The following is a 12,472-nucleotide window of genomic DNA, read 5'->3' on the forward strand; positions in this document are numbered from 1 at the left end:
ATGCGCGTTTTACATGCCCTTTTCGTCACCCTGGCCGTTCCGGCCGCCCTTTCCACCGCAGCAGCACGCCCCGTCACCGAGAGCGATCTGCGCAAGCATATCGAAATCCTCGCGTCTGACGATTTCGAAGGGCGTGCGCCTGGTACCGAAGGTGAACGCAAGACGCTGGATTATCTGCGTAACGCTTGGTCAAAAGCAGGGGTCAAACCAGGCGCTGCCGATGGCAGCTGGCTGCAACCGATTGAATTTGTGAAACGCGGACCCAAGACCGCCGACGTCCAGTTTTATTCCCGTGGCGAAAAGATCCGCGTTGTTGGTGACGAACTGCTGCTGATCGGACGCGAAAGTGAATATCAGCGGGAAAAGCTGCCGGCTGTGTTTGTCGGTCATGGCGTGAACGCCGCCGGAGAGGTGAATGCCGATGTCTCCGGCAAGTTGGTTTTCGTTCTTTCGGATAGTGCAGAATTCCTTCCCCGCGAATTGCGCCAGATGCGGGCGCGCCGTGAAAAACTGCTCAAAGCTGGTGCAGAAGGCGTGATCGCAATTTCGGGCGAGCAGTTCAACTATCCCGCTTATCGCCGCGCGCTGATGTCACGCCCCATTGTCTGGGCCGAAAAGGATCTTGCATCTGGCGTTGAGGGTGTTGCCAGCCCGCAATATATGGTCGCGCTGGTAACGGCTGCCGGTGGTGATTGGGACAAGATGCGCGCAGCCGCGCAGGCCGCCGACTATGGCGGACAGACGCTGCAATTGTCTGCTGACCTCAGCGTGACGAGTGATGTGCGCCGCTTTACCAGTTCGAATATCATCGGAAAACTGCCGGGGCGCAAACCGTCGACCGGTGCGATCGTGTTCATGGGCCATTGGGATCATCTCGGAATTTGCCGTCCGGAAGGCGAACCTGACCGCATCTGCAACGGTGCGGTGGATAATGCGAGTGGCATGGCCGTGATCACGGAAGTGGCGCGCCGGCTGGCGCGGCAGCGGCATGACCGGGACATTTACTTYATCGGCACTACCGCAGAGGAGAGCGGCCTATGGGGCGCCTATGCCTTTGCTGCAAATCCGGTGGTGCCGCTTGACCAGATCAAGGCGGTTTTCAACATYGATACCATTGCGATTGCGCCTCGCGGGTCCAAGGTAGCCATCATCGGCCGGGGTAAGACGTCGTTCGATCCTGACATCGAACGTGTAGCCCAAAAGCTTGGCCGGAAAATCGAACCATCGACCGATGCCAACTCCTTCCTGCAGCGGCAGGACGGTTGGGCATTGATGCAAAAGGGCGTGGCYTCCTTCATGGTCGGCGGTTCTTTTGCCGATCTSGGGAAACTCGATGCCTTTYTGAAAGGCCCCTATCACGGSCCTGAAGATGAGGTGACGGCAGACCTGCAATTGGGYGGAGCGGCCGAGGATTCAGACCTTCACGTTGCACTCGGCCAATATTTTGCAAATGCCCGCAAATTCCCTCCGAAAAAGCCCGAGAAGGGGACTGGCGGATAATCGCCTCACTGTTTACATGGGCCGCCACGACTCGACCCATAGACTAAAGCGAAGTGGCGCCATGAAATCCGATAAAATCCGCCTTGGACTGACCTTTGACGACGTGCTGCTGCAGCCGTGCGAATCGGATATTCTGCCAAGTCAGGCGAACACGCAGACGCGGATCACCAGCGGYATCACGCTCAATATYCCGATTATGTCGTCGGCTATGGACACYGTTACCGAAGCGCGCATGGCGATCGTCATGGCSCAGCTAGGCGGTATTGGCGTGCTCCACCGCAACCTTTCGATCGAAGAACAGGTGGCCGCTGTCCGTCAGGTGAAGCGCTATGAATCGGGCATGGTCGTCAATCCGATCACGATTGCGCCCACAGCAACGCTTGCCGAGGCRCAGGCGTTGATGACCGAAAATCGCATTTCGGGAATTCCCGTAGTRGAGGCGAGTGGCAAGCTTGTCGGCATCYTGACCAATCGCGATGTGCGCTTTGCYGAAAACCCGCTGCAGCCGGTCGCCGAACTGATGACGCACGATAATCTTGCGACYGTAAAAGCCGGCGTCAGTCAGGAAGAGGCGCAGCGCCATTTGCACCAGCGCCGGATTGAAAAGCTRCTGGTCGTCGACGACTCYTATCATTGCGTCGGCCTGATTACCGTGAAGGACATTGAAAAGGCGGTTACCTATCCGTCGGCGACAAAGGATGGTTCAGGCCGTCTGCGSGTGGCGGCGGCTTCGACTGTTGGCGAAAAAGGAATTGAGCGCACCCGCGCGCTGGTCGATGCGGAATGCGACCTGATTGTCGTTGATACAGCGCACGGCCATAGCAAGATGGTGTCAGCGGCAGTGGCCGAAATCAAGCGCATGTCGAGCAAGGTGCAGGTCATCGCGGGTAATGTCGCGACCGCAGAAGCGACCCGCGCGCTGATTGACGCAGGCGCTGATGGCGTCAAGGTTGGCATCGGCCCGGGGTCAATTTGCACAACGCGGGTTGTCGCCGGTGTCGGCGTTCCGCAATTGACGGCGATCATGGATGCTGCCGAGGAAGCCGCAAARTCCGGSATTCCRGTGATTGCCGATGGCGGTCTGCGTACATCGGGCGATGTTGCCAAGGCACTTGCGGCAGGGGCCGCCGGCGTGATGGTAGGATCGCTTTTGGCCGGCACCGAAGAAGCRCCTGGTGAAACSTTYCTYTATCAAGGCCGCGCCTATAAAAGCTATCGCGGCATGGGTTCGGTTGGCGCAATGGCGCGCGGATCKGCCGACCGCTATTTCCAGCARGATATCAAGGACCAGCTGAAGYTGGTGCCCGAAGGCATTGAAGGCCAGGTTCCCTTCAAGGGTGCAGCGGCGGACGTGATTCACCAGCTCGTCGGCGGCGTTAAGGCTGCYATGGGCTATACCGGTTCGGCGACGATTGCCGATCTGCAGGAACGCGCCCGTTTTGTGCAGATCACCAATGCCGGCTTGCGCGAAAGCCATGTCCATGATGTCACCATCACGCGTGAAGCGCCCAATTATCCAACCCGCTGATATTCCGGTTTTTGCCTGCAGARGCAGAATAARGCCATGATCCCTTCGGCACGTGTGCAATCGGCAATCGATTTGCTCGATGCAATCATCGTGGCRACACGCGACAAGGGSGCATCGGCTGACCGTGTCGCAGCTGCCTTTTTTGCYGCGCGYCGYTATGCGGGATCGAAAGACAGGCGCGCTATTCGCGACCTTGCCTGGCGTGCAATCCGTACCTTTGGGGAGCGGCCCGAAAGCGGGCGCGCCGCCATGGTTGCACTGGCTGCGCGTGATGAAGACCTTGCCGTCCTTTTCGATGGCAGCAGCTATGGCCCCGCGCTGCTAAACCCMGATGAAGCGCGCGCAGTGGAAGGCGTACTGCCCGGCTGGCTGACGCCGCTATTCTCGCCGTTACTGGCTGAAGCCGAATGGCCCGCKTTGCTTGAACGCGCCCCACTGGATTTGCGCGTTAACAGCCTTGCGGCAAAACGCGCTGATGTTGCAGCGCAATGGCCTGWAGCCGAAATCCTCGKGCAAAGCCGTGATGGGCTCCGCCTGCCGACGGGCTTTGCGATCGAAACCAGTGCCGCCTATGGAGACGGCCATGTCGAAGTGCAGGATCTGGGCAGCCAGTTGATTGCCGAAGCCTGCGGTGCGCGCCCTGGTWTSACKGTGGTCGATCTATGCGCAGGGGCAGGTGGCAAGACGTTGGCGCTGGCTGCACATATGACAGGGCAGGGGCGCTTGATCGCAGCYGACACCAGCCGCGATCGGTTGGCGCAACTTCCRCCGCGTGCTGCGCGGGCRGGCGCGGGCTTTATCGAGACCCGCCTTTTGAACCCGCATCGCGAAATGGCTGCGCTGGAYGACCTTTCTTCCGCCTGTGATGTTGTGCTGGTCGATGCGCCTTGCTCTGGCACCGGTACATGGAGACGCAATCCCGAAACCCGCTGGCGGCTTGATCAGCGCGATTTGCAGCGGTTGGTATCCGAACAGGCGCGGCTGATGGATCTGGCCGCCGATCTGGTCGCGCCTGGCGGCTGCCTTGTTTATGCGGTCTGTTCGCTGCTGGCCTGTGAGGGCACGGCGCAGGCGGCAGCCTTTCTTGAACGCAATGGCGGGTTCAAGGCTGAACGGCCGTCGTTTGACGCAGGACGCGTTGATGGTGCSGGCCTCTTGCTAAGCCCGGCGCATGACGGTAGCGATGGCTTCTACATGGTGTGTTTGCGCAGGCTGTGATAGCGGGGCCYTAAGTGAATAATTTCTGGAACATTGTCATGCGCTTTTCGCCGCCAGTCATTGCCCTTTCCGCTGTCTTTCTSGTCGTTTCAAGCGCGAGCWTAGGTAAGCGCGCCGATCAGGATATMGACCCGCARTCGGCGGCRTTGGTGGCTGAGGGAATGGTSGCGAAAAAAGCRGGGCAATTTGATGAGGCGCAAGGCTGGTTCGAAACGGCGCTCGCKGTCGATCCGCGYAACCGGGCTGCCTTTGTTGGCCTTGCCGAAGTATCGGCGGAACGCGGCMTGAAAGGCAAGGCCATCGGCTTTTACAAAAGCGCGCTCGATATCGAACCCAATGATTTRTCCGTTCTGGCTGCCCAAGGTGAGTTGATGGCGGAAAAAGGTGCGGTCGATGCCGCGAAGAAGAACCTCGCCCGGCTGAACATATTGTGCCGYTCAAAATGCAGCGAAACCGAGCAACTCTCGGACGCGATCGMAAGGGCCGGGCAGAAACAGGCTTTGCAGGCCAGCGCGGTTGAAATCAAACCTGTTGTTGAAAAAGCGAACTGATCGCGMTTTAGATCAGCGGTCCGAATTCGCTGACCAGTCCTTCATAGATCCGCCGTTTAAACGGCACAATCAGCCTTGGTAGTTCGGCAGGCTCCGCCCATTTCCATTGCGAAAATTCGSGATGATGYCCATCGATGCGGACATCGGCRTCGTCGCCTTTGAAGCGCATGAGAAACCACCATTGCCTTTGYCCGCGCCAGCGTCCGCCCCAGATATTGCCCTGAAGTTCGGGCGGCAGATCGTAGAAATATTCTTCCTTGCTGCGCGCGATCAGATCGACATGGTCGGGCAATAGGCCSGTTTCCTCGCCCAGTTCGCGAAAGGCGGCGACCTCTGGATCTTCGCCCGGGTCGATCCCGCCTTGCGGCATTTGCCAGGCRTCGCCCGGATTGTCGATGCGCTGGCCRACAAACACCAGCCCGTCACGGTTGGCGAGCATGATGCCCGCACAGGGRCGATAGGGRAGGGTATCGCTTTCGCTCATGCTTCTGCCATTGCYTCTGCGATCATGGCCTTCAGTGCGGCCAGATTTCCGGCGACATCGGCCTGCGACGARGGGATGGCTTTGCGCAGCGTGATATGGCCGTGAATGTTGCCRTCTGCRCTGCGATACTCGGCCCGCACGCCGGCGGCCTTTAGCGCTTCATAATAGGCAATACCCTGATCGCTTAACGGATCGAGACTGGCTGTCGTGACGAGGCTGGGGGGCATGCCATGCTGCGAGAATTTGATTGGCGCGCCCCGATAGTCGTCGGCGTCGGCCTGATAGGCTGCGTGGAAATAGGCCATGGAATCGGCGGTCAAAAGGAAACCTTCGGCAAAATCGCGCATGCTCTGCCAATCGTCGCTGTCGCTGACAACGGGATAGATCGGGTGTTGCGCAATCACCGGAACAGCCGCTGGATTGTCGCGCAGCGCCATGGTGGTGACGATGGTAAGGTTGCCGCCGGCACTGTCGCCTGAYGTGACCAATCCGGTGACCTGAAGGCCSAGTTCGGCGGGGCTGCCTGCAATCCARCGCGTTGCTGCCTCGCAATCGATCGCTGCTGCCGGAAARCGATGTTCGGGTGCGAGGCGATAATCGATCGAAATGACCGGCATGTCGAGTTGGCGCGCGGCTTCTGCGCAATAAGGGCCGTAAACATCGAGATCGCCGATCACAAAGCCGCCGCCATGATAGAAGACCATGACTGGGCCTGCACTGCGGTTTTCCTGCGCATCATATAGCCGTGCCGGGATCATGCCTTCAGGGCCGGGGATGGATAGGTCGCGCACGACCGCGATTTCGCCCAAGGGTTCTTCGGCAAGCGAGCCCATGGCCGTCATCATCATCCGCGCATCCTGCGCAGAAAGTTCATGCATTTTCGGGCCGGTTTGGGCGTTCAGAAAATCGAGAAAGGCCCGCACATCGGGCCGCACAAAATGTCCGCTCATTGTCACTCTCCCATCATCYMTTTTGCYAMAGGCATAACGGGAAGSCAGCGGGGCGTCCATGGCAAAGCCAGCCTGTTGTGATGCACAGATTTCCTATTTGGATTTGGCCCAATTGCGCGCATAAGGGCAGCTTAACAGACCAATTAAACCTGCGGGACTAGATTAATGGCCACTGCCGCGCGCAGCATCGACAATGATACCCAAGCCGAAGCCATCCATAACGAAGCCGTGGTCGTGCGATTCGCCGGCGACAGCGGTGACGGGATGCAGTTGACCGGCGGGCAATTCACCCTCTCGTCGGCGCTTGCCGGCAATGATTTTGCGACTTTCCCGGATTTTCCAGCTGAAATTCGTGCGCCACAGGGCACGCTTTTCGGTGTCTCGGCCTTCCAGATCAATTTCGGTTCGACAGAGATTACCACGGCGGGCGATGCGCCCGATGTGCTGGTGGCGATGAACCCGGCTGCGCTGAAGACCAATGTGAAGGATCTGAAGCCCGGCGGCCTGATCATCGCCGACAGCGGCGAATTCAACGCGCGCAACCTTGCCAAGGCGCAATATGAGGTCAACCCGCTGGAGGATGACAGTCTCGGCAAATGGCARCTGGTCCATTTCAATATCAGCCAGTTGACCATGGATGCCGTGAAGCCGTTTGGGCTTGGCAACAAGGAAGCGCTGCGCTGCAAGAACATGTGGACGCTCGGCCTCGCGCTATGGATGTTTGACCGCGACCGCGCGCCGATCGAACAATGGCTGCGCGATAAATTTGCCAAAAACCCGATCCTTGCRGATGCCAATATCGCCGCGCTTAATGCGGGCCATGCCTATGGCGAAACCGCAGAGATTGGACAGCCKGGCACGGTCGCCATTCCGCGACAGCATGTTGATGCAGCCCCCGCCGAAGCYGGCCTTTACCGAACAATCAATGGCGCCGACGCCGCCGCGCTTGGCCTGATTGCCGGTTGTCAGCTTGCCGGTGTGAAGATGTTCTTCGGYGGCTATCCGATCACGCCCGCCAGTTCGATCTTGCATGCGCTTGCTCGCTACAAGGAATATGGCGTCACGACCTTTCAGGCGGAAGAYGAGATTGCYGCCATCGCATCGGCAATCGGTGCAAGCTATGCGGGCCAATTGGGCGTGACCAGCTCGTCGGGCCCCGGCATCGCGCTCAAGACCGAGGCCATCGGCCTTGCGGTGATGACCGAGCTTCCGCTCATCATCATCAATTCACAGCGTGGCGGACCTTCGACCGGCYTGCCKACCAAGACGGAGCAGTCGGACCTGTATCAGGCGGTCTATGGCCGTAACGGCGATGCCCCGCTGCCGGTGATCGCGGCGCGCAGCCCYGGCGATGTGTTTGATTGTGCKATTGAGGCGGTGCGCATCGCGACCCAATTCATGACGCCGGTAATGCTTTTGACTGACGGCTATATTGCCAATGCGGCGGAGCCTTGGAAAGTGCCCGATATKGCGGATTATAAGCCGTTCCCGGTGACCTTCCGYACTGAGGCGCAGGAMGGCGGTTTYAAACCCTATGGYCGCGATGAAAAGCTGGCGCGCCCTTGGGTCAAGCCCGGTACGCCCGGTCTGATGCACCGCATCGGCGGGATCGAAAAAGAAGTCGATACCGGCCACCTCAATTATTCGCCTGCCAACCACCAAGCGATGACCGACATCCGCAAGGGCAAGGTCGACGGCATTGCTGCGCACATTCCCGATCAGGATGTCTGYCTTGGTACCGAAGGCGGCAAGTTGGCGGTTGTCGGCTGGGGTTCGACTTTCGGTCCGATCCACCAGGCCGTCCGCAAGGCCCGCGCCAAGGGACTGGATGTCAGCCACATCCATGTTCGCAATATCTGGCCGATGCCCAGCAATTTGGGCSATCTGCTTCGCAAATATGATCGTGTGCTGGTGCCAGAAATGAATACCGGCCAGTTCAAAACAGTGCTGCGCGATCAATATCTGATCGATGCCAAGCCGTTGAACAAGGTGAGCGGACAACCCTTCCGCATTGCCGAAATTGAAGCYGCCATTGAAGAGACACTCGCATGAACGACATGACCCCCATCCAGAAATCGAGCCCCAAGGATTGGGAGACCGATCAGGAAGTCCGCTGGTGCCCGGGATGCGGTGACTATGCGATCCTGAAGGCGGTGCAACGCACCATGCCCGAAATYGGTGCYACACCGGAAAACACGGTKTTCATCTCGGGTATCGGCTGCTCCAGCCGCTTTCCTTATTATATGGAAACCTATGGCTTCCACACCATCCACGGCCGTGCGCCGGCGGTGGCAACGGGCGTAAAGCTCGCCAATCCCGAACTGGATGTGTGGATCATCACCGGTGATGGCGACGCACTGTCGATTGGCGGCAACCACACGATGCACCTGCTGCGCCGCAATCTCGATTGCCAGATYCTGTTGTTCAACAACGAGATTTACGGTCTGACCAAGGGGCAATATTCGCCYACCAGCCGTGAAGGCACGACCAGCCCGTCGACGCCCTTTGGTTCGGTGGACCGKCCGGCRACGCCCTGCGCCTTTGCGCTGGGATCWGGCGCCCGCTTCGTGGCGCGCGGCTTTGATGTATCAAAGCATCTGCCCGACGTGCTGAAGGCYGCCCATGCGCATCGCGGYGCCGCCTTTGTCGAAATTTTCCAGAATTGCATCGTTTACAATAAGGATGTGTTTGAAGATTTCGCCNGCGCCCAAAGGGGCCGAGGCGCGTCAGCTCTGGCTCGAAGATGGAAAGCCGATGCTGTTTGCCGGCGGTACCAAGGGCATYGCGCTCGATCATGCAACACTCAGCCTCAAGGTTGTCGATGTTGCCGATGGCGACTGGCAGGCGGTCGGCGTGATCGTGCACAATGTGAAGAACCGGGCAGTTGCCCATATGCTGGTCGAAATGCCTTTTGGCGAATTTCCGATGGCGCTTGGTGTACTTTATGACGATCCGCGTCCGACTTTCGATGCTGCCGTGACAGAGCAGAACGCCAAATTGTCTGAGGGCAAAACYCCGAATCTGCAAAAGCTGATCAGCAAGGGGCAGACCTGGACGGTCGAGTGATATTGGCTCGCACGAAGACATGATGGCACCAAGTGCGAGCCTAAACATTGGATAATCTTACGCACAGCCTGGCAGGCGCAGTGCTTGGGCAAATGGGGYTCAAGCGYAAGACSGGTCTTGCCATGCCGACCCTCATCATCGCCGCCAACATCCCCGATATCGATGCGGTGGCGACTTTGCTGGGCGGCGTCCAGCATCTGGGCATCCGCCGCGGGATCACGCATGGGCCGATCGCGCTGCTGCTGCTACCTATTYTGCTATGGKYGATCATGYTGGGCTATGATCGTTGGCGGCCCAAGACCGATCGACCACCGGTGCACAAAGGCTGGCTTCTCGCGCTCGCCTTCATTGGCACGGCCAGCCATCCTGCGCTCGACTGGCTCAACAATTACGGTATCCGTCTGCTCGAACCCTTTTCGGGACGTTGGGCTTATGGTGATACCATCTTCATCATCGAYGTCTGGATCTGGGCTGCGCTGATCGGAAGCGTCTGGCTTTCGCGGCGGCGCGAGAAGCGYGGGCAGGGCGATTGGCAGCGACCGGCCTGGATCGGCTTTGYMGCRATCTGCGSCTATATCTTCACCAATGGYCTGATCACCGGCCGCGCCGARGCGCTCACCGGGCAGCATGTAGAGTCCGAACTGCAGGTCACGCCCGATCTTGTCGTCGCCAATCCGGTGCCGCTGCAATTCTGGAAGCGCGAGATGCAGTGGCGCAATGCACAGATCTATGGCGAAGGGGAGTTCAGCTTGCCGGGCCATATTCGYCTTATYGGACCTCCGCGCAAGCATGGCATGGATGATCCCCATGTGGCTGAGGCGGCGCGGCAAAGCGCCGATGGACGCGCTTTCCTTGTCTGGTCACGCATGCCAGTGGCGGCGCAAGCGGGCSAGGGTTCCAAAGCCCGCACTATATTATTCGATCAGCGCTTTGCCCATCCGATGGCCCGTGACCGTTTCATGGTCGAACTGCCGGGTCCGTCTTTGCATTCGAACAATACTGGAAAGCCGTAACGGGTTACGCCCGTATCCCATTTTTCAGATGATCGGGGTAGTGCGCCCCCATGACAACAATCATTTGGTTCCGGAGAGACCTGCGGCTGGAAGATCAAGCCGCAGTGCTCGCAGCGGTGCGCCGTGGGCGTCCTGTGGTTCCGGTCTATATCCTTGACGATGATACGCCCCGGCATCGCCGGATGGGCGSCGCTTCCCGCTGGTGGCTGCATMATAGCCTTGTCTCGCTCGACCAGTCGCTACGAAAGCTGGGATCACAGCTGATTCTGCGTCGCGGCCCTGCCGCACAAGTTCTTGCTAGGCTGGCACGCGAATGCAAGGCKTCGGCGATCCACTGCCTTCGCCACCACGAACCTTGGTGGCGCAATGCCGAACGGAGCCTGCAGGAATTRCTGCCGGTCGGTACCTCGCTAATCCGCCATGACGGGCTGTATCTTCTTCCCCCCGGCAGTGTTACCACAGGTAGCGGGACACCATTTCGCATCTACACGCCTTTTTGGCGCGCGATGGCACAGGCAATGCCGCCCGCATCGCCGCGTGCAGCGCCCCACCATTTGCCTGCACCAGAAAGCTGGCCSGAAAGCGAGAATCTGGAAGATTGGGGCCTGCTGCCACATTCGCCAGATTGGTCGACCGGAATGGCAGGTTTCTGGACGCCGGGCGAAGATGGCGCGCACGACCGGCTTGATGAATTCCTGCACAGAGCGCGCGGCTATGGCGATACGCGAAACTTGCCRGCGCAGCCGGGNTACCAGTTTCCTGTCACCGCATCTGCATTTCGGCGAAATATCGCCCGCGATGGTTTGGCACGCGACCATGAATGCGGGTGGCAGYGTCGAAACCTTCCTTAAGGAACTGGTKTGGCGCGATTATGCTGCCAATGTCATCCTGCAATTCCCCGATTATGGATCKGCAAATGCGCGCGAAGCCTTTGATCGTTTCCCGTGGCGTGATCCCGTTGAGCGCGACGTCAATCAGGACCTGATGGCTTGGGGCAAGGGTCTCACYGGTTATCCGATTGTCGATGCCGGCATGCGTGAGCTTTGGGCAACGGGCTGGATGCACAATCGGGTGCGGATGATCGCTGCGTCTTTCCTGGTGAAGCATCTGCTGATCGACTGGCGCGTGGGTGAACAGTGGTTCTGGGACACGCTGGTCGATGCCGATTATGCCTCCAACGCGGTCAACTGGCAGTGGACGGCGGGGACCGGCGTCGACAGCAATATGTTCGTGCGCATCATGGCACCGNTAACCCAGTCGGAAAAGTTCGATTCGGCTGACTATATTCGCAAATGGNTGCCTGAACTGGCGCATCTTTCAAAGATGCACATTCACGATCCCGAAGAATAKRGCATGCGTCCCGCCGCTNATCCKTCGAAGATCATNCGGCCACCGTGAAGCGCGTGAACGGGCTCTGGCSGCCTATGCAACGATCAAGAGCGCAGGTTCAATCGATGAYGAGGCGATGGCCCGTTTCGAAGCCGCTGCGTAGCAGTTCGGCGATTTGGTCTGCGACAACCGACGGTAACTTCAACGTTGCCGGATCTTCGCCGGGATAGGCYTTTGCCCGCATCGCGNGNTGCGTGTGCGGCCGGGGTCGACAATGGCAATGCGCAGCGAAGACAGGTTGCGAACCTCTTCGGCATAGCTGAGCGCCAAATTCTNCCAGCGCSGCTTTTGACGCGCCATAGGCACCCCAATAGSSACGGGGGCGTGCCCCGACACTGCTGGTYAGCACGATCATCCGCCCAATCTCGCTGGCGNCKCAGCAGATCATCAAAAGATGAGATCAACGCCTGTTGCGCAAGCACGTTCAGCGTCAGCACCCGATTGAATTCGGCGGNNCATCRATCATCGGCACCGGCGTCAGCGTACCTAGCMTCGCTGCGTTCATYACGAGGGYGTCAAGCCGACCCCAACGTTCGCGCACGGCTGCAGCCAGCCGGTCAATGCTGCCCGCCTCTGCAAGATCGAGCGGCGCAATYGTCGCATTGCCGCCCGCTTCGAATATMCGCTGTTCGACCGTTTCGAGATCTTTAGCCGTGCGCGCAGTCAGRATGACATGTGCGCCGTCGGCCGCCNAGCCGTTCGGCAATTGCGGCACCGATACCCCGACTTGCGCCKGTRACCAGCGCAATCCTGCCCTGCATTTCACTCATGAT

8 protein-coding genes and 3 pseudogenes are annotated in these 12,472 nt (G+C 59.3%); 8 read left to right on the forward strand and 3 right to left on the reverse strand.

Annotation, left to right across the window (positions count from 1 at the left end; all coding sequences use genetic code 11):
* The 4 genes from RSE16_08755 (at position 1) to RSE16_08770 (ending at position 4,797) form a co-directional block, all read left to right on the forward strand.
* Complete coding sequence (locus tag RSE16_08755) at positions 1-1,500, forward strand: M28 family peptidase (GenBank protein ID WRH74815.1); 1,500 nt, start codon at positions 1-3, stop codon at positions 1,498-1,500.
* A gap of 61 nt (positions 1,501-1,561) precedes the next feature.
* Entirely contained in the window at positions 1,562-3,028 is a 1,467-nt protein-coding gene (gene guaB, locus RSE16_08760; GenBank protein WRH74816.1) for an IMP dehydrogenase, read from the forward strand.
* A gap of 36 nt (positions 3,029-3,064) precedes the next feature.
* Positions 3,065-4,246, forward strand: coding sequence for an RsmB/NOP family class I SAM-dependent RNA methyltransferase (locus RSE16_08765; GenBank protein WRH74817.1), 1,182 nt, complete (start codon positions 3,065-3,067; stop codon positions 4,244-4,246).
* Positions 4,247-4,407: 161 nt separating this feature from the next.
* Positions 4,408-4,797: a hypothetical protein gene (locus RSE16_08770; GenBank protein WRH74818.1), complete on the forward strand. Its 390-nt coding sequence runs from the start codon at positions 4,408-4,410 to the stop codon at positions 4,795-4,797.
* Between the two features lie 7 nt (positions 4,798-4,804).
* Here the strand turns inward: RSE16_08770 and RSE16_08775 are convergent, their stop codons facing one another.
* Together RSE16_08775 and RSE16_08780 are read right to left on the reverse strand one after the other, a co-directional pair.
* On the reverse strand, positions 4,805-5,281 hold the full coding sequence (locus tag RSE16_08775; GenBank protein WRH74819.1) for an RNA pyrophosphohydrolase: 477 nt from the start codon (positions 5,279-5,281) through the stop codon (positions 4,805-4,807).
* Positions 5,278-6,231: an alpha/beta hydrolase gene (locus tag RSE16_08780; protein ID WRH74820.1), complete on the reverse strand. Its 954-nt coding sequence runs from the start codon at positions 6,229-6,231 to the stop codon at positions 5,278-5,280. Before RSE16_08780 ends, RSE16_08775 begins: the two co-directional genes overlap by 4 nt.
* Before the next feature lie 165 nt (positions 6,232-6,396).
* On the opposite strand from RSE16_08780, the gene RSE16_08785 reads away from it, so the two are divergent.
* From RSE16_08785 to RSE16_08800, 4 genes and pseudogenes are all read left to right on the forward strand, one after another.
* Positions 6,397-8,283: a 2-oxoacid:acceptor oxidoreductase subunit alpha gene (locus RSE16_08785; GenBank protein ID WRH74821.1), complete on the forward strand. Its 1,887-nt coding sequence runs from the start codon at positions 6,397-6,399 to the stop codon at positions 8,281-8,283.
* Positions 8,280-9,297 (forward strand): annotated as a pseudogene (locus RSE16_08790) (2-oxoacid:ferredoxin oxidoreductase subunit beta). The gene RSE16_08785 and the pseudogene RSE16_08790 overlap by 4 nt, the downstream one beginning before the upstream one ends.
* A gap of 47 nt (positions 9,298-9,344) precedes the next feature.
* Positions 9,345-10,310 carry a metal-dependent hydrolase gene (locus RSE16_08795; GenBank protein WRH74822.1) on the forward strand — a complete coding sequence of 322 codons (966 nt, stop codon included), beginning with the start codon at positions 9,345-9,347 and terminating at the stop codon, positions 10,308-10,310.
* Between the two features lie 50 nt (positions 10,311-10,360).
* A pseudogene (locus tag RSE16_08800) lies at positions 10,361-11,802 on the forward strand (deoxyribodipyrimidine photo-lyase).
* Here the strand turns inward: RSE16_08800 and RSE16_08805 are convergent.
* Positions 11,758-12,469: pseudogene (locus RSE16_08805) on the reverse strand (SDR family NAD(P)-dependent oxidoreductase). The pseudogenes RSE16_08800 and RSE16_08805 sit on opposite strands and share 45 nt — an antisense overlap.
* Positions 12,470-12,472 lie beyond the last annotated feature (3 nt).

The organism is Sphingobium sp., from assembly GCA_035196065.1.
Lineage (GTDB): Bacteria > Pseudomonadota > Alphaproteobacteria > Sphingomonadales > Sphingomonadaceae > Sphingorhabdus_B > Sphingorhabdus_B rara.